Here is a 17,350-nt window from a genome sequence, read left to right as displayed (position 1 = left end):
AAAACTTATTATTTATACAGCTGTACTTTCTAGTGCATTAGCATAAGCTTGTGCAGCTTGATTTAAACTGTTATCCGTTTTAAGCGTATTTTGAATTTCGTCTCTAAGCTCAGTCCCTTGGTGTTGCGACTGATCTTTTACAAGTTGGTTCATTTCTTCAAGAAGCTGGTTCATGATTAAGATCGCATCTTTATCCTGTCCAAGATTTCGAGTGATGTCTGCTTCTTTATTTGTGATTCCACCCTGGATCATTTGGGTGATACCCATTGCGCCTTCTCCAAGTGCAGCTGCTGCCGAAGCACCTTTTTGGAGATTATCCATTTTCCCGAGTTTCGCAAGGATGCCATCTTCACTAGAAGAGTTCATGAAGTCGCCACCAAACTTAGCCATCATTGCAACTGCAAGAATGTCTTGGATGACTTGAACGATACTCATTACGATTTGGTACCACTCTTTCTTCTTCACGTCTTTTCCGTAGATAGACTGGAGAATTGCTCCAAGCGAGTCAGAAAGTAAGTTCGTTCCGATGATACCAGTACCAAGTCCGTTCACTGCTGCTTTACCCCAGCTAACAGAATCTTTAGCATTACTCATAACTCTGCTAAATGCGCTGTCAGACTCATCTGTAGCTGATTCAGCAGCCGATTCTGCAATGCTATCTGTTGTCGACTCAATAGCAGAAGCAGGCAATTCAGCAATTGTTTTAGCCGCAGCATCAAATGCAGCATCTGTCATAGATTCTGTAGCATCAGTGACTGCGCTTTCAACAGCTTCTCTTACAGTTGACTGAACGGTTTCTGATAAGGCTTCTCGTCCACTTGTGGTCACCACTTGTCTAATTGTAGATACTAAAGACTGTCTAAGAACGTTACGGATCGCACTTCTAAGAGCCGCTTTTCCTGCAGTTGTTCCAACTTCACGAGCCACTGTTTTAGCTGCGTTTGTTGCTGCATCTTCGACGCCCTGCGTCGCATCTTCTCCAACTGTTTCCATCACATCTTCTACAACTTCATCAGTTACAGACGACGCAACATCATCAGCTACAGACGAAACAACATCTTCTAGTACGCTTGAAATCACTTCTGTTGCCACGCCTTCCGCAATTGCAGAAAGTGCTCCGACTCCAAGTGTACCAACAACCATAATCGCTGTGACGATGACGTCAGACAAGACTTTCGCAAGTCCACTAGAGACACCATCTTCTTTCAATTTTTTCGCAATCGCTTCAGTTAGCTTATCAGTTGCTCCAGACATGACAAGAGCTGCGATGACTACTGCGACGAAGACTGCACAAGCTCCACCAGTTGCCGCTGCAATCGCAATCGCTGCAACACAAACAACTGCCTTCACAACATCACTGACAATCTTTAAGATTGAAGCGGTGTGAAGCGCTGAAATGTACTCATTAAGCTGGGTTCTCGTATTGTCATTCGCGAGCGAGTACTGCATCACGTTGACTTTACTAATGCGTGTTTCCTGATTCCCTTTATTGTTATCAGTTTGTGAAAGAATCATTTGTACAAGCGCCATGACTTCAGTCATCACTTGCATCACGTCCTCAAGAAGCTTTTGTGTAATTCCACCAGAGCTAGAGACTTCTTTAAATAGCTTTTGAACTTGCAGGTTAAGCATTTCAATTGGCTTCGCAAATTGAGCTTCCATTGCGTCATTAATTTTCTTTTCTGGAGTCGCCAATTTTCCTTGGAGAGTCTTCAATTCTGCTTTGTCTGCAGCTTCTGCTGATTTATGATCGTGAATTGCATCTGTAAACCAACTTGCGACTTTGTCATACCAGTGGTCGTGGTCTTTAATCCATTGCTCTTGCTTGTATTCGTCTTTCTCTACATTCTCGATTTGTTTAAGTAAAGCTTGCTCTCGCTGTAGGTATTTTTCGTTATTTTTTTCTGCCGCTTCAATTTCTGCTACCATTTTGTTGTAATCGTTTTGGCTAATTGTTCCATCTCCAGAGCCGCTAGAAACTTGTTTTGAGCTTGACATATTTATTACTCCAATTAAGTAAAAACCTTTCTTATTTCTTATTTATTTTATTACGCCATTGTTTGTTGCATTAGGTTCGCCGCGTAAGTTGCAGAACCATTTCCTGTTGATGCAAGTGTAATGAGTCCTTGTAATGCTGAGTTATCTTGTTGCGTTTGTTGTGATTCAGCTTGAGTACTGTTGTTAAGAACGTTCACATTTTCTTGCATCGAAGTATTTGTCAAAGAATAAGTCTGTTGAACAAACGACATTTCAAAACTGAGCTTTTGATCTGTCTTTGAGCTCGCTTGTCCCGCTAAATATTGCATCTCGTCTACATACCACGTTAGAGTATGACCAGCGATACTTCCACTTGTAGGATCCTTATCTGGTGTGAAAGGCGCATTCGGATCTCCAACGTAGGCATTACTCAGAGCATCCATAAGCGTAGACAAGGCGTTAGCAATCAGGGCATTTGAGTTTAATACTTGCCCTGTTGAAAGCTGAGCTTTCATCGTTGTGTCACAAAGCGCCCACATGTAGTTTTTGTGAGGCTTCACGTTATCGACATTTTGTGCAGTAGTTTCTGTCATATTACTTCCTTTATTATCTATTAGTATTAAGCTTTCCCGTAACTTGATCTTCTTTGGACCAAATTAGCTGAAGTTGACATAATCCCATTGACCGAGTTATCTAACTGTACAATGTTTTTCTGTGCCTCAACATCTGAGGTCACCTGTTGCTTTGATGTATCAAATAGTGTTCGGTATTCCGCAGTCGATGAATCCATCTTTGCGTTATCGAGTTTGTACTGCAACTCGTCTGCCTGAATCAGTGCAGAACGCTTAGAAGGATCGTTAGGATCTTTCGTTGAATCTTGTGTAATTTTAGATACATCGCCCTCCAAAATCTTGTTAAACGCATTTTGCAGTTCCATCATTGCCATACCAATTGGAATCGTTGTCATCATATTGGCAACTTGTAATTGGTAGTCAGCGATATTACCTTTATCAATAGCGTCTACAACACGTATCATTCCCATATTAAAGCCCTCTATTGATTAACTAGTTTTTTCATTCTGAACAATTGCTGAATTAAACTTCGCACGGTTTTGCAGAACGTTGTTGTCCAAACCAAGCTGCTGCTGGAAAGCACTCGATTGGTACTGGACATCTGTTTGTTTCGCCTGACTGAACGTACTACTACCTGTGTTCACAGTGTTGAACTGTTCTGTAATTGTTTTAATGACCTCAGCAGCCCCAGGAATTGACGGAGTACTACCCAAAGCACCTAAAGATAAAGCATCCGAGCTAGAACTCCCGCCATTGTTAGGTTCTTTTGACTGTGTCCAAAGAGCATTTAAGAAGTCTGCTCCGCTGCTAAACCCTTGCGTACTCCAGCTATTAAGCGCTCCTGTTGTTCCCTTAGATGGATCTCCGATAAGAGCATTGACAGCCGCTTGAATCTGAGAACTGGTAGAGGAGTCTAAGACCGTATCGTTTCCTTTATCGAGCTTCAAGGCATTAAGAATCTGCGTCAAAGAGCTAATCAAGCTATTATAATCCGTATCCCCTTGAGATCCTGTATCATTCCCTTCACTGAACTTGTTGAAGTCTGACTGAGCCTGAGCAATCAAGCTTCGATAGTCAGAAAGAACGTTTAGCTGGTCACCAACAATTGTCAGTGTATCTTCGGTTTTTCCGAGAATTTTCGGCATTAAAATGTAGAAGAAATAGTTGATCAGCAAGTCAGGACTGATCTTCCCAGATTTCATTTCAGCAAACATCTGCGTAAACACACCCCAATCTTGCTTGTATTCACTGTAAAGCGTGTCACGTGCGCCGACGTCAGCTCCAACCTGATCATAGTCATGTTGAATTTGTGAAACATCTCCAGACATAAATCTTACCCCTTTATTATTTTATTAAAATATTACTTCATGAACACCAATTAGATATTCACAACCATTTTCTTTCTTCTTCTTTTCTTTTTCTTAGGTATTTTCCGTGGGGTGTTATCGATACCAAACTTTCTGTTAAAGTTTTGTAATTCTTCCCAAGCTCCTGTTGTAAAATTTTTGGGATCAGAAAAATACTCTTTCATCGCTTCTGGAGACTTTCCTGATTTGTCGCAAAAATCGCTGTATTTTGTCTGGAGCTGATCCAAATTCTCTGTCATCTTAGAAACAAGAGTCTTCAGAGTATCCATGGACGGCTTTTCGTTTTGATTCATTAAGTTGTTGTGCTCAAGTTGGAGTTCTAATAGTTCTTTAAACCCTTTAAATAATTGGCCTAACCTTTCATCTTTTTGACCGCTTTCTAAAGCTTGTAGAACTCTCAATAATTCTTGATAATCCATAAATTATTACCACCTATTTATCTTTTAGGAAAAAATCTAACTAGGCCTAGATCTACTATAATCAATGCCTCAATCGTTCCTTTCTCTACCCCCGGCAACATTTTCCCCCAAATAACCGGTTATTTATTTGAGATTTTCCAAACTTTTCAGACCCAATCCCCGAAAAATTTGCTACTTTTTGGCACAAAAACTCCCTACTTCTCCTCGATCCTAGCTGAGATCGAGAACAAACTCTTCTCATAGATGGTTTTATGAGTCTTTTCCTAGAGCGCGAGCCGACCTTCGCTGTTTAAATTCTCTATACCCCTCAGCGAGAATACCTGGGACTCCCTTAGAATGCCTCTCTTCTATAGCCCCACTTGGCTCTGGATCTTAGGTCTCTCTTCCTGCTTTTTGACAAAGCCCCCTCTGAAAACCTAAAATCTGCTCCTGACCTCCAGTGCCATGGTACCCCTACTCTCAGCTCCTGGAAGTGCCAAAACTGTCTTAGAATCTAATGATTCCTCTCCTGCAATTCCCTATCGATTCACCGTGCATCTAAACTCGCACAGCTATACTTAATCTTTCTCAACCCTTTAAAGGGCAAGCAAATAAAAATAAAAAAGTGCTAAAGTTCCGCTCAGCCATAAGTGACTGATTTGTAACTTTAATTTATGATAGCGCCTGAATCAACTGCATCTGCTGTTTAAAGCATTATATAATATTGCAGATACATCGATTTCACACACTAAGGTGATATAAAACAGATATGGTAAACTTATTATACTTATAACAATTCTTATTATCTATATACGTAGAGAACTTTATTAAATATACCTTCCCTACAATCTTTATTTTATCAAATCCTAATATATAATCAACTAAAAATTTAAATTATCCTACAAATCTCTAATTTATAGATATTTATAATGAATAAAATCTCTCTTTCAGCACCCTGAAATTTCCAATAGACTCATTATAAATAACTTAAGATTGCCTCCCCCTCCAGTCCCCTATATATATAGGTACCTTCTCCTTCAAAAATCAAAAATGAACCACCCCCTCCTAACTCATTTATAATTTGACTCTTAGAGCAAAACTTCTCTAATACATTGATTCCCAATAGAATACAAAAAAGCCAAGGTTTTTTCCCTTGGCCATGATTCTGATCACCACTCGTGAACACGGATCGATACAAGCTTCAGTTTCTCAAGGCATTACATCTCTCTTCTTCGTCATATCGCTTCATATGAGCCTGTACCTCTTTCTCTGAATAAGTTGGGGTTCCATCTTCATTTTTAAGACCTCTCCAATACTCTTCTGTCCGTTGCCTCTCTTGTTCTGGAGTCGATTTAATCTTCATCCCTTTTTTTCGTCTTGGGACTGGATGGATTTTCTCTAAAGATCCTCCGCCATTTTCTACACTTGCAAACCGCACCTTTTTCTTGGAACGCTTTTTGGGCCCCATATTTCTCAAGGCTGGTTGTACTTGAGCGGCTTCTACTTTTCCCTTCACTTTCACTTGAGTATTTTCTTCTGGTCGAACAACCCGATTTCCACCATACATGTGTCCAAAGTTTAATGTAGCCACATTGTCCATCATAAACTTAAAGTAGCTATAGACTTGATCATCGCTTGTTAGCTCGTCATAAAACAGCTCCTTCATAGCATTGACCGTTTTGCTATCTAGCCCATTTTTCCTAGCATCCATTACGGTATTTACTAAGATATATTTCAAACCTTCTGGCTGCTGATCGATAAAACCTTGGATTCTCTGAGTATTAGGATCTTCGACTGAAAGGCTAGATCCAAAGAGCCCACTCAAGTCATCTAGTACTAACTGCAAACCATGATGTACTTCGTCTTGACTGGCTCCTGAATCAAAAAACATCTCTCTTAAAGTTGGATGATGCGCATTTAAGGCTTGCCCATCTCGTCCCTTGTTCTTTGAGCTTAGCAAAACCGATGCGACATCTTTTTTCACATTTCCTGGCAGTTGATTAATTTTAGCTTGAACTCTTTCTTTTACCGAGTTAGCAGCTGGAGCGCTCTCAACCTCTGAATTAAACTTTAAGTCTGGGTAACACTTTAGCATCATGTTTAAATCGCTTTTGATCTGATCGTCACTTATTCCTTCGGGGAATAAGTCTCTCGCATCTCGCACATTCCTTAAGATAAAATCTGCATCACCATGCTTTTCTTTCGTTATTTCTAAGAGGTGCTTTAAGCATGTTCGTTCAACGTCTAATAGCTGATTAATTTTCTCTTGAACACTTTCATATGTAGAGTTCACTGCCATAGGCTCAGAATTTGGCTTTTCCAATGAAACCTCTCGAATGGAGTCGCTAGAGTTTGTGCCTTCTTCCAATTGACCTGTCAGATCTTCAACAGAAAACATCCAAGGATTTCCAAACGCAGCTTTGCCAATCACGCAAAAAGCATCTATTGAATATTCGATCACTGTGTTTGCTGTTCCTCTCCAATCAATACCTGTTTTTGATTCACTTGCTCGTGTTGGAGGAGTTGAATTCACTTTTTGTTCTGACTGCTGATATAAAGTAACGCTCATTTAAGAGCTCCCTTCTTTTTCCTTTACATGTACTTACTTGCTCTAATAAAAAGGCCACTATACCTTCTTTCTTTATTTTGGGAGGGGGAAAGGAAGGTTGGCATAGCGGCCAGAGAACTAGAGAAAGGAAGTAATTTTTGCTTATAAGTTAACCCTTCTTTGGTCACTTACTTGCTCTAATAAAAAGGCCGCTACACCCTCTTTCTTTATTTTGGGAGGGGGAAAGGAAGGTTGGCATAGCGGCCAGAGAACTAGAGAAAGGAAGTAATCCTTTTATTTACTTAAGTGAGTCTTAATTAAAGACATCAACTTGAGCAAGTTGTACAAGCGTCTGGATGATCTGGCTTGCCATCTCAGCGTACTTATCGGCCGTTTTACTAGCTTGTTGTACGCCTGATTGCAGCATGCTCACTGAAGTTTGATCGAGAGAGCTATCCGCTTCAGCTAGACCTGCTTTAGTCGTTTGGTTTGCAGCAAACATGCCACCTACACCATTTGCAATTCCTCCAAAAGCTCGAGCATATAATGAAACAAGGTCATGATTGTTATTCGACATCATCTGCTTTTTCTTCTCTACCGATAGATCGTCTAAGTGTTTATCCAGCGTTTCAAGGTCTCCTGTTTGAGCTTTAGAGATCGTTTCTGAATCCTTTTTAAACTGATCAGACTCACTATCTAAGCCCTTAAAGTCATCGCGTCTTGACAACTTCCTCATATCTGACTTCACATCTAGAGCATCTTTCAATTCGTCCTCATTCTTCATAGTCGAGAGAACATCATCACGAGCTCCCTTTAGAGAAACGTCAACTTCATCTTTGTATTTGCCAATGTTTGTGAGTTCGCCTTCTAGACTCTTGTTGTCAAAATAGGTTTTTGTCATTGATCCTGCACCACCAACGACCTCAATGGTCCCAGCCACCATGCCTGCACCTGCCTGCCATCTCGTGGCTCTCGCTTTATGCTCAGCAGCATCTTTGATGCTAGAAGCTTGGCTTTTACCCGTCGCACGTTCTGCTTTGGTATCAACAAGCTGCAATGCTGAGTGGACAACTGAAAGTTTCGAATAGATTTCAAGCAACTGCGCAATCAAACTAGAAGTCTGACCGACGATTCCAACACTGTTTTGAGTTTGTGTATTGTTTACATTCAACATAGTCTTTCTCCCCTTCGATTTACCGAGCTAATAGTTGTGATAAATAATTGCGAGCATCAACCATGCTTTGCGCAAATTTTTCTTCTGTTAAAAATGCTGAAACAAAATTTTTCAGATCCTGTGTTTCTTGATCAATTCCTGCTTCATTAATCGACTCTGCTGAACTTAAGATCGCAAGATCAGATTGAATGCTTCCCAATGCTGCTTCCGTATTTGCATAGCTCATTTGGCCAGCTGAAAGTGTGATATTCGCAAGACCAGTCATAATCATTAGAGCTGACGTGATGATTTTAGAGTTTTTTGCAACAAAATCAACGACGTTTCCAACTTTATTGATGATGTTACCTGCATCCTCTCCGAGAACCTTTGAGGCCTGTTCTGACAGTTTTGAGAAAGCAGATGTTCCTTCCGATTCAGCAGCAGTGGCATCTGATAAACCGCTATAGCCAACACCCATTGAAGCCACCATAATGATCAATTCAGAGATGACGAAAACCATTCTTCTTGCTAACTTATCGTCTTCAGGAACTAAGCTCGCGATAGCCTTTGAAAATGTTGTACTCTGACTTGCAAGGCTCATAGAAAACCCAAGCTTTGCACCTGTTTTTCCTTTTTTTACAGCCTTTTCCGTGTTAAAATTGAGATGTGTCCCTTGCTCTTCCGCTGTCGTTGAAAGCTCCCCTGCAGCTGCATCTCCAAGTTCAGTTGCGCCTTCTTCTGCAACCATCTCAAGACCGCCAACTCCGAAACTCACACCACCTGTCACAACAGTAATGGCAAGCACAGTGATTGCAGAAGCAATGACGTGTGCGAGTTCTGGACGGTTTTTAAGTCCAGGGCACTCTTGTAGCTTTGATGCAAGCGCATCTGTCATTCCAGAAACGACTTGTGTTTTCATTAACAACGACATGCTACCAGCTACGATAAACTCAGGCTGTTCAGTGACAACTCCTACAACTATCATCGCGTAGGGAACACTCTTCTTTGCAACCGCTGCAACTTTGTGCCACCAGTGGTGCTTCTTGCTCATGTCTTTGATGTCTTGTTTATAGTCACTCGCCTGCGCCTTTGCATTCGCTAGAGATGTAGCACTATGCGCCTCTTGAACAACATTTGAAGCTTGAGACTCTTTTGATTGAGACTTTTGCAAAGCTGCAATGAGCTGAAGCATCACGTTCTTTCCAGAAGAAAGTTCGTAAGTTTGTTCATCACCTTGGTCGAGAATCTTATTGACTGTATCAATCAAATCATCGATTTGCTCATCTGATGGTCCTTGAGTCTTAGATTCAAAGTCAGAACCATCAGCCATTGCTGCAACTGTTTGATCGACGATTTGTTCGTTAATTGCATCTGTTGCCGCCGCGGCATCTTGAGAACCAACTAAATTATAATTTTCTTTAGTAACTGTTGACATTTTAAACCTTTTTTTTCCGTTTTATTCGTTTTTTTATTATCCAAGTGGTGTTTGAAGCAAGCTTGCTGTATAGTCTTGCGTACCGACAACCTTTGACATAAAGCTTTCGACTGCCTGAATACGTTGCTGCATCATTTGCACATGTCCTGTTAGGCCACTTTCAGTCGCTTGTGCTGTCGAAGTTTGTGCTCCATACACCGATTGTGCTTCACTAGTTAATGCGGTTGTGACGCTGATATAATCCGAGTCAGTGGTAACGTTGCCATTTTCGTCATAAAGACCTGGATCAGATCCATCCTGGTCCATCCAACCGTCATAATTTCCATGAATCATATCGTTGACATCTGTCATTTCACATTCCGAAATGTTTTCCAACTCGTTTGACACTGTGATCGCAAGTTGAATCACAGCATTGTTCAATACCGAGTCCGCTGAAATTTTATTATCCGATGCTTCCATCACATAGAGCTGAGCATTCTCGGGAACTGTAAAAACTGCATCCGGTGAATCTGCCATCTTCTCCTCCTTAATTTCCTGCTTTTTGGTTCCAGTAGCTTTGGTTCTTCACAAAGTCACTCAGTGCGTCTTTGAGCGTCCCAAGTAGTGACTTCTGATTACTTTGCGCCTGGCTAAATTCTGCTTGAGCCATTTGATCTACCTCTCCACAGCTGTCATCAACGGTGGTTAAGTCATTCGACCACTGCTGTTGCTTTGATACATACAGTTGGTATCCTTGGTCAGTCGGATTGATATTGGGATTGCTTGAACCTCCAGCAGGGGGAGGTGATTCACCATTACCCACTGCATACTCAGAACCATCCCACTGATCTAAAATAGCCTGCGAATTATAAGACGTAATTTGAGGTACCATCACCTCAGTGGCCGTGGCCGATCCGTCGTAATAGACATCACATTCCTGCTTTTGAACAGTGTAATTATCTGTGTCTTTAGGAGGACCTCCCAGTAGATCTTCACCTGAGTTCTGCGTTTGTTTGATCGTATCCTCATTTGAAAGCGCAGGGTCTGTATACATTTCAACAAGTATATCATTCATATTTTTCACTGCGTCGTCGACATCGTCTGTTGTCCCGTTTCCATTTTCACACGTGTTGACATCAAGCATGATATTACTCAATTGTGTTTCAACCTGGGATGAAGCATTCATGTCATATCCTGCCCAAGCTTGCTCACCATTCTGATAATCAATCATAAATTCAGCCATTTTCATAAAAATATACTCAAGCGCTGCTTGTGCTGGCAACGTGTCCAGCTTATTCATCATCTTGGTCCACTGCGTTTCCTGTTGGGCTTCCCAACCTCCTTGAGTGGTTATATATTGATCCTGTACCATCTATTAACTCCCCGTAATTTCTTTTCTAATTTGATAAGCAACGCCCTTAGCCTTTTGCTGGATCATGTCATTCCATGATCCATTCAATTGCTCTTGCATTGAGGTGTTTTGTTGCATCATAGCTTGGTCTTGAGCGCTAATGGTATCGACATTATCTGACATCATCGTGATGTCTTGGTTCCAATCAGACTGCTGCCCAAGATAACCCTGATATCCTTGTGTACTCGGACCTCCTTCTGCATCCCAATATTCTCCATCCCAATTATATGATGTAAATGTATCGTTATTCCAACCATCTGGATTCTGATCTCCGTCAGCTTCAAACTTTGGAACTGACACTGTTTCAGTCCTCTCGTTAGGAGTATTCTCATCGTAAGTAATCGTTTGATCGGTATACACTGGGTCGACGCAAAAGAGGTCTGATAGAGAATTCACAAGCGTAGTTTGCAGATCAGTATTTTCACTGAATGGTGGACACGTGAAGGCATACCAAAGCATTTGATTCGCAGCGTCCATTGCGGTATCGACATCCTGTTCGTTTTGTGAATAATCACCATTAGCCGAGTTACTTATAACATCGTTATAGCTATTGCTTATGGTATTGATATCTGAGTCAAAAATTTGCGAAATGATGTTCATATTATGTGCTCGCCAAGCGAGACAATCAGAGGCAGACTCCCCTAGGTCCGGTGCAAGTACTGTCATGATAAACATCAACTGCTGTGTTGCGTTATCAAATGAATCGAGCGTGTCCATATCTTTAGACAACTCTTCACTTTGCTGCACCTTCCATGCGCTTTCTGTGTTATACATCGTAGGAAATGTCATATCCTTCTCCCTCTGTTTATCTCTACAGAGGCAAGGGCCTATATGAACAAGATCTTTTTGTGATATTTGCTGTTAAGAGAATGGTTTAGGACGCGAGAAATCCAAATAGACGCGACCACGCAACCTCAAAATATAGCACTCCTCGACACATTCCCTTCCGTACACGGGCATGTGACAGATGCGATATTTTTCTCAAGGTGCGAAGCGCTCTAGACGACACGTTATTATATAACGCTTCAGCTAACCTCAGCAAATCAAAAGATTTGCTCAGACCTTAGCCTCACGAATGCATGATTCTGCGTAGTAAATTTTACGAGAATAGTAGGATTCTACAAATTGTCTTGGATGACAGGTTTAGAACCTATGGCCTCTTATTAAAATTTACTAAGAGAATTATGCACCCTAATAAACAGTTTATTATATTAGATTATATTTTATTAGGTTCTATTCGTTACTCAAATCTATATTAATATTAACATATACTTATTTTTTAAACATTTTTTTAATATTAGTTCCTCAATCCCAGGCACCTAAAAAAAAGGGCCGTTATGCGATTTGAAGAGGGGGAGATAGGGGGTGCATAACGGCCCGGGGAAAAATATGTAACTTTAGCATTCTGCTAAAAAGGGGGTTGTTATCCATTTGTAGAAGGGGAGATTGGGAGGCATAACAACCCGGAAAAAATGTAACTTTAGCGTCCTTTGAATAAAGGGGCTGTTATGCAATTGAAGAGGGGAGATAGGGTTGCATAACAGCCCAAATTCTAAAGGCTTATGTCTGACTTGAGTCAGCTTGCTGGAGGCCAGTTAAAATCTCAACTAGCTGCAGACTTAGATCCAAGTACTTAGAGGCATTTTGCGCCGATTGCTGATAGAGCTGATCCATCATCTTGCCGCCTGATTCGGACATGACCTTCTGGGATTTGTATTTACCAGCTTCCTCTTGATGGTTCGCTGCGACCATTTGAGCAGAAGCCCGTCCAATCTGTCCAACTGCACCTGCGACATGATCAATGCGATCAGATTTTTTGCTAATCTCTTTTCTTGCATCATTCAGCTTCTGCTCTAGATCACTCGTTCGACTATTCAAGTGCTTCGAAACCTTCTTAAGCTCGTTTTCATCAGCTAGATCGATTGCCGCTTTATCTTCCGTAAAGATCCGTTTAGAGAAGTTCGACGCATGGCTCAATTCGTCAATTTTTGCTTTATTTTGTTGAGTTTCAAGATCTTCCTCACCAGCAAAGTTTGACAAGCGACTTCCTGGGTCGTTTTTGAGAGCTTCTTCTGTCGCTGATTGATACTTCTTCATCGATTTAAGCTCATTTGACTCATCTGTAAGGTCTCTTTCAGCATATGTCGAATAAGTCATTGCAAGTCCCACTCCTCCAAGAGTGATTCCTCCAAGAGCAATTTCACCAAAGGCCTGATCTCGAGTTTGCGATGCTTGCTGATCGGCCGCTTTTTCTGTGTTTTTCGCGGTCGACTCTGAACTTTTGTAGGAGCTAACAGTATCGAGTATCATCAATTTGTCGTACTGTGACGACATTGTCGAATAAAGCGCCATGATCTGATAAACAGCATTTTGAGCTGTCGCTGCTGTTCCATTAAAAACCAGACTGGACATTGAAACTGAGTTTGTCATCCTTTCCTCCTTAAATATTACTTGCAACTGCTCGTGCTTCAGCACTCGCAACAAAACCGAAATGAGAAACAGCATTCATCATCTGTGTCAGAGCTTGAGTCATGCTTTTATTAAATTGTAAACTCGACTTCATCGAGCTTTCACCAATTTTAGCTCCTGCCATCTCCATGGATAGGTCAGCTGAGCTTTCGCCGATGTTTTCAGTCACATTTGCTTGCTCAAGGTCGTATAAACCATTCGTGATGCTAGCACTTCCATTGACAGCCACAGCTCCCATTTTTGTGTAGCGCGCAAGTTTTTCCGCTTCTGGAAGTTTATCTGCTAGCTTTTCCATCACTTTGACAAATTCCTCTGGAACTTTATCAGCAAGACTTGAAGCAGATTCTGAGACAAAATCAACCAATTCAGGCATATTGTTCGAGACGAGCTCACTCACACCCTGGGTTAATTTCTCAATGCCTTTTGAAATAGCAGAAGAAGATCCTGCATCACTGGCAACTGACATGCCACCAGAAACCACAAGCCCGACAACTGCAGTCAGCTCAAGTAGAACAGTTGTTAAAGCTTGGAGAATCTTTTTCACTTCAGGATTGGAAATCGGAAGACTATCAAAAATTCCTGCTGAAATCGTCGAAGCTTCTTGGCTCATTGCCATAGAGCCTCCCATGTACGCCGCTTTCTTGACTTTCTTGCCATTGAAAGAGATTTTCGATTCTTTTTTGCCGTCAGTATCACTTAATGACTTTGTCACATCGTCAACTGTTTCGCTAAGATCACTTGTCGCATCTTCTGCCACATCAGTCAGAGCTTTTTCGCCCACATCTGCAACAACATCGACCGCTTCATCAACACCAACTTCAACAGCTGCAACACAGCCAACTCCGGCAGTTGTGATCGCAACAGTGGCAACCGTTAAGATTCCTGCAATCCACTCAGCATCACTTTCGGAAACTCCCATATCTGTTAACAGGTCTTCAAAGCCTTGAGTAAGATCTTGCATGAGAGGTGTATCGGCCATGACAGCAACAAGCGCTCCAGCTAAAACAAGTTCAGGCTGAGCTGTTAAAACACCAACTGCAATCAAGACAACTGGTACAACGACTTTCACAATGATATTTAATGCTTTTTTCCACCATGGTTCATTTTCTTGTTCGTGAACTTCATCAATCACTTGCTTATATTGCTCTGCTGCGTTTTGAGTTGCTGCTTCAGAGCCCTTCGATTCAATTTCTGAATTCACGAGTGTTGTTTCAGATTGCACTTCTTGAACTTGTTGCACAGCTAGAAGTAACTCTAAAAGCAATTGTTTTCCTAAAGCTGGAGGTGCACTCGACTGCTGAGCCAGATTCTCCACAGAGTTCATTAAATTTCCCAGGTGCTGACTGAGCTGCTCATGTTGAGGTGATTGCGTATCTTGAGAAGCTCCTGAATGAGCGAGTTTTTGGAGCAAGTTGTTTAAAATCGAGATCGCTGAACTCGCATCTGCAGTGCGGTGATTCCCTTTCTCTCCTTCTGGAACTAAATTAAAATGGATAGAATTTGTTTGTTGAACATTTGACATGAATTTTTTCTCCTTTCTTCTGTTTTAGGCCGTCATTGGGTTGCTTGTAAGTTGGCTTGTAAACGATTGCAATTCCAATACCTGTTGTGGGAACTGAAATGTTTGTGAAATCGTTTGCTGAGCACTTTGTATTTGTTGTGTCATTGCCGACATGACACTTGTTAAGGACGAAATCCAACCTTGGAATCCAGATTGAGCCGCGCTCAAACAAGCTTGTGTCAAAGGGACAGCATTGTCATTGCTGCTATCTTGAAATCCAGGATCATTATTTGAGTCGTAACCATCAAAAATTCCTGAACCATAGTTACCTTGCATGATGGCACTCTCTGTTTCCTGCTGCTGCTGCATCAACTTACTTAATCCTGATGAAATGGTAATCGCAATGTTAGCTGTATAGAGCAAATCGTTTTGCTCTGAGTTTGCAAGCTGGACCGACGCTTCCATTGTTGCTAAGATCACGTTACCCATGGGTTGAAATCCACTCATTTTCCCTCCTTTCTTAAGAAGTAATTTCGTTATTAATTGCTTGTTGCTCTCCTTTAGAAATGTCTTGAAGACAATTATCTAAAATCGAAAGCATTTGCTTTTCTTCTCCCATAAAAAATTGGAAGACAGATGTCGCCGTTTTTGAAAAATCAGTAAAATCTGTTGAAATTTCGTTTAGGTCAGCTGTCCACTGTTGCAGCTCACTTTCATAAGCGCTGAGATGATCTGGGTCGGGATCTGAAGAGGACACACCCACAGTTGATCCTGTCCAATAGGACTCAACTTCTATTCCACCGCCAGTACCATCTCCATATGGGGTAGACCAGGAATAGGGAACCAATTGGACTCCTTGAACTGTTTCCCATTGATCATCAATGACAATTTCATAAGTGACAGGCTCGAGTTGGATGCTCTCATCTTGTCCCACTGTTCCATAAGCAAACAACCCCTCTAATGCACTTGTCACACCATCCACTAGTTGCGCATTCGAAGATAAATTAGGATTTGTGTAGAGGATGTACAGAATTTCTTGTGCTGCTGCAAGCGCATTTGCACCAGCAACCTCATTGGCTGCCGTATTACTAGGATCACTTGTGATTGTATTGAAATCGTTTTTGATATCATCTAGGAGAGGCACCAATTCTTGAGACACCTGATCCATCAGGTAGTCCTGGTATTCCATTTCTCCACCGATAGACTTCTCTTTCGACGGCATCATCACAAACATGATGTAGATAAGCTGAGAAAAAGCATTAGGCAAAGTATCAAGTGTGTTGAGTTCACTTTCCCACATTTGGTTCGCCTGCTCCTTAAAATAATCAGGACTATAATAGCTAGTTTGTACCGAACTCATAATCCTCCTCCTTTTCTACGAAGTAATCTCATTATTAATGGCTTGCTGCTCTCCTTTAGAAATGTCTTGGAGACAATTATCTAAAATCGAAAGCATTTGCTTTTCTTCTCCCATAAAAAACTGGAAGACAGATGTTGCTGTTTTTGAAAAATCTGTAAAATTTGTGGAGAGTTCGTTCAGATCTGCTGTCTTTTGCTGAAGCATGTTTTCATACGAGCTCAGCCCTTGACCTGTTCCTTGTTGATCACCACTACCAAAGTGAGTGTAAGCAAAAGTTCCACTCCAATACGCTTCGAGTGCCCATCCAGTCCCATCAACGCTCATAGGCTGCCAATCAGAGTCACTACTGTTGGCGCGCCACTGCCCTTGGATCTGAGGGACATCTACCGTCTCCTCTTTACCGTTCACAGTGACGTTCATGGGGACTGTAACCATCACAATTTGAACGAAATTATTGTTATTCCCGTTATACATCTCACCTACCGTCATTAAATCTGAGATCGCACTGGTCACATTCGCTTGAAGTTGAGAGTTAGATGCTAGGTTTGGGTTCGTATAAACCAACTGTAAAATCGCGTTCGCCTCTGTAACAGCATCAGATCCCGGACAAGGCCCGGGGTCTACACCCATCTGAAAGCCTTTTAGTTGACTTTCAACCCATTCGGGGCTAAGCCCTGTAATGCTGTCAAAATCGTCCTTGATTTTATCCAGACGAGGCATCAACTGGTCGGTGACTTGGTCCATCAGGTAATCCTGATACTCCATCTCTCCTCCAATATATTTCTCCTTCGTCGGCATCATCACAAACATGATGTAGATGAGCTGAGCAAAAGCATTAGGCAAAGTATCAAGCGTACTTAACTCATTGTCCCATACCTCTCCTGCATCAGCTTTATATTGGCCTCCCGTCGTATAGCTTGTCGGCACTGCTGGAATTGTGCTCATATCCTTCCTATCCTTCCTTTCCTAGTTTCCCTGGCAGGCAGCCATCAGCTTGCTTTCCCCACAAGCTGATGGCTAGTCCCTCCTTTAATGGCCTAGAGACGCCTTCTCAAACCCACTTAGGTTTAAGGAGTTCTCCAGGGTCATTGCAGACTTCTCTGGCGCTGAGCGAAGCTTGGGGGTGTTGCCAATTAAAACCAGTTGGAAAAGGTCTTCCAATGAGAAAAGTTCAAGGCGT

16 protein-coding genes are annotated in these 17,350 nt (G+C 41.7%); all 16 read right to left on the bottom strand.

Annotation, left to right across the window (positions count from 1 at the left end):
• Positions 1 to 12: 12 nt before the first annotated feature.
• The 16 genes from ACOOFG_RS02575 to ACOOFG_RS02500 all read right to left on the bottom strand — a co-directional run bounded on the left by ACOOFG_RS02575 (position 13) and on the right by ACOOFG_RS02500 (position 17,115).
• Positions 13 to 1,998: a hypothetical protein gene (locus ACOOFG_RS02575; RefSeq protein WP_420422085.1), complete on the bottom strand. Its 1,986-nt coding sequence runs from the start codon at positions 1,996 to 1,998 to the stop codon at positions 13 to 15.
• Positions 1,999 to 2,048: 50 nt separating this feature from the next.
• A complete protein-coding gene (locus ACOOFG_RS02570; protein WP_420422084.1) occupies positions 2,049 to 2,570 on the bottom strand; it encodes a hypothetical protein in 522 nt (173 codons plus the stop codon).
• A gap of 26 nt (positions 2,571 to 2,596) precedes the next feature.
• Entirely contained in the window at positions 2,597 to 3,019 is a 423-nt protein-coding gene (locus ACOOFG_RS02565; protein WP_420422083.1) for a hypothetical protein, read from the bottom strand.
• A gap of 18 nt (positions 3,020 to 3,037) precedes the next feature.
• The gene (locus ACOOFG_RS02560) at positions 3,038 to 3,877 is read right to left on the bottom strand and encodes a hypothetical protein (protein WP_420422082.1); all 840 of its coding nucleotides are present in this window, start codon (positions 3,875 to 3,877) and stop codon (positions 3,038 to 3,040) included.
• A 50-nt stretch (positions 3,878 to 3,927) separates the two neighbouring features.
• The gene (locus ACOOFG_RS02555; protein ID WP_420422081.1) at positions 3,928 to 4,335 is read right to left on the bottom strand and encodes a hypothetical protein; all 408 of its coding nucleotides are present in this window, start codon (positions 4,333 to 4,335) and stop codon (positions 3,928 to 3,930) included.
• A 1,180-nt stretch (positions 4,336 to 5,515) separates the two neighbouring features.
• Entirely contained in the window at positions 5,516 to 6,883 is a 1,368-nt protein-coding gene (locus ACOOFG_RS02550; RefSeq protein WP_420422080.1) for a hypothetical protein, read from the bottom strand.
• Between the two features lie 292 nt (positions 6,884 to 7,175).
• Positions 7,176 to 8,036 carry a hypothetical protein gene (locus ACOOFG_RS02545; protein WP_420422079.1) on the bottom strand — a complete coding sequence of 287 codons (861 nt, stop codon included), beginning with the start codon at positions 8,034 to 8,036 and terminating at the stop codon, positions 7,176 to 7,178.
• A gap of 19 nt (positions 8,037 to 8,055) precedes the next feature.
• On the bottom strand, positions 8,056 to 9,450 hold the full coding sequence (locus ACOOFG_RS02540) for a hypothetical protein (protein ID WP_420422078.1): 1,395 nt from the start codon (positions 9,448 to 9,450) through the stop codon (positions 8,056 to 8,058).
• A 36-nt stretch (positions 9,451 to 9,486) separates the two neighbouring features.
• Positions 9,487 to 9,966, bottom strand: coding sequence for a hypothetical protein (locus tag ACOOFG_RS02535; RefSeq protein WP_420422077.1), 480 nt, complete (start codon positions 9,964 to 9,966; stop codon positions 9,487 to 9,489).
• Between the two features lie 10 nt (positions 9,967 to 9,976).
• The gene (locus ACOOFG_RS02530; RefSeq protein WP_420422076.1) at positions 9,977 to 10,615 is read right to left on the bottom strand and encodes a hypothetical protein; all 639 of its coding nucleotides are present in this window, start codon (positions 10,613 to 10,615) and stop codon (positions 9,977 to 9,979) included.
• 189 nt (positions 10,616 to 10,804) lie between these two features.
• Positions 10,805 to 11,506, bottom strand: a complete 702-nt coding sequence (locus ACOOFG_RS02525; RefSeq protein ID WP_420422075.1) for a hypothetical protein — start codon at positions 11,504 to 11,506, stop codon at positions 10,805 to 10,807.
• A gap of 894 nt (positions 11,507 to 12,400) precedes the next feature.
• Positions 12,401 to 13,270 carry a hypothetical protein gene (locus ACOOFG_RS02520; RefSeq protein WP_420422074.1) on the bottom strand — a complete coding sequence of 290 codons (870 nt, stop codon included), beginning with the start codon at positions 13,268 to 13,270 and terminating at the stop codon, positions 12,401 to 12,403.
• Between the two features lie 10 nt (positions 13,271 to 13,280).
• Positions 13,281 to 14,831 (bottom strand): hypothetical protein, encoded by a 1,551-nt coding sequence (locus ACOOFG_RS02515; RefSeq protein ID WP_420422073.1) that lies wholly within the window; start codon positions 14,829 to 14,831, stop codon positions 13,281 to 13,283.
• A 24-nt stretch (positions 14,832 to 14,855) separates the two neighbouring features.
• The gene (locus tag ACOOFG_RS02510; RefSeq protein ID WP_420422072.1) at positions 14,856 to 15,317 is read right to left on the bottom strand and encodes a hypothetical protein; all 462 of its coding nucleotides are present in this window, start codon (positions 15,315 to 15,317) and stop codon (positions 14,856 to 14,858) included.
• Between the two features lie 13 nt (positions 15,318 to 15,330).
• Positions 15,331 to 16,170 (bottom strand): hypothetical protein, encoded by an 840-nt coding sequence (locus ACOOFG_RS02505; protein ID WP_420422071.1) that lies wholly within the window; start codon positions 16,168 to 16,170, stop codon positions 15,331 to 15,333.
• Positions 16,171 to 16,185: 15 nt separating this feature from the next.
• Positions 16,186 to 17,115: a hypothetical protein gene (locus ACOOFG_RS02500; RefSeq protein ID WP_420422070.1), complete on the bottom strand. Its 930-nt coding sequence runs from the start codon at positions 17,113 to 17,115 to the stop codon at positions 16,186 to 16,188.
• Positions 17,116 to 17,350 lie beyond the last annotated feature (235 nt).

Origin of the sequence: Simkania sp., assembly GCF_965215465.1 — a bacterium.
Lineage (GTDB): Bacteria > Chlamydiota > Chlamydiia > Chlamydiales > Simkaniaceae > Simkania.
Note: the sequence above shows the minus strand (reverse complement) of the source record. Positions and strands in the feature narration are given on the sequence as shown.

Excerpts from the sequence above, each read along its gene's own strand:
- ACOOFG_RS02545 (WP_420422079.1), bottom strand. The coding sequence starts at position 8,036 with ATGTTGAATGTAAACAATACACAAACTCAAAACAGTGTTGGAATCGTC.
- ACOOFG_RS02540 (WP_420422078.1), bottom strand. The coding sequence starts at position 9,450 with ATGTCAACAGTTACTAAAGAAAATTATAATTTAGTTGGTTCTCAAGAT.
- ACOOFG_RS02550 (WP_420422080.1), bottom strand. The coding sequence starts at position 6,883 with ATGAGCGTTACTTTATATCAGCAGTCAGAACAAAAAGTGAATTCAACT.
- ACOOFG_RS02525 (WP_420422075.1), bottom strand. The coding sequence starts at position 11,506 with ATGACAGTACTTGCACCGGACCTAGGGGAGTCTGCCTCTGATTGTCTC.
- ACOOFG_RS02510 (WP_420422072.1), bottom strand. The coding sequence starts at position 15,317 with ATGAGTGGATTTCAACCCATGGGTAACGTGATCTTAGCAACAATGGAA.
- ACOOFG_RS02575 (WP_420422085.1), bottom strand. The coding sequence starts at position 1,998 with ATGTCAAGCTCAAAACAAGTTTCTAGCGGCTCTGGAGATGGAACAATT.
- ACOOFG_RS02500 (WP_420422070.1), bottom strand. The coding sequence starts at position 17,115 with ATGAGCACAATTCCAGCAGTGCCGACAAGCTATACGACGGGAGGCCAA.
- ACOOFG_RS02555 (WP_420422081.1), bottom strand. The coding sequence starts at position 4,335 with ATGGATTATCAAGAATTATTGAGAGTTCTACAAGCTTTAGAAAGCGGT.
- ACOOFG_RS02570 (WP_420422084.1), bottom strand. The coding sequence starts at position 2,570 with ATGACAGAAACTACTGCACAAAATGTCGATAACGTGAAGCCTCACAAA.
- ACOOFG_RS02520 (WP_420422074.1), bottom strand. The coding sequence starts at position 13,270 with ATGACAAACTCAGTTTCAATGTCCAGTCTGGTTTTTAATGGAACAGCA.
- ACOOFG_RS02515 (WP_420422073.1), bottom strand. The coding sequence starts at position 14,831 with ATGTCAAATGTTCAACAAACAAATTCTATCCATTTTAATTTAGTTCCA.
- ACOOFG_RS02560 (WP_420422082.1), bottom strand. The coding sequence starts at position 3,877 with ATGTCTGGAGATGTTTCACAAATTCAACATGACTATGATCAGGTTGGA.
- ACOOFG_RS02530 (WP_420422076.1), bottom strand. The coding sequence starts at position 10,615 with ATGAATGCTTCATCCCAGGTTGAAACACAATTGAGTAATATCATGCTT.
- ACOOFG_RS02565 (WP_420422083.1), bottom strand. The coding sequence starts at position 3,019 with ATGGGAATGATACGTGTTGTAGACGCTATTGATAAAGGTAATATCGCT.
- ACOOFG_RS02505 (WP_420422071.1), bottom strand. The coding sequence starts at position 16,170 with ATGAGTTCGGTACAAACTAGCTATTATAGTCCTGATTATTTTAAGGAG.
- ACOOFG_RS02535 (WP_420422077.1), bottom strand. The coding sequence starts at position 9,966 with ATGGCAGATTCACCGGATGCAGTTTTTACAGTTCCCGAGAATGCTCAG.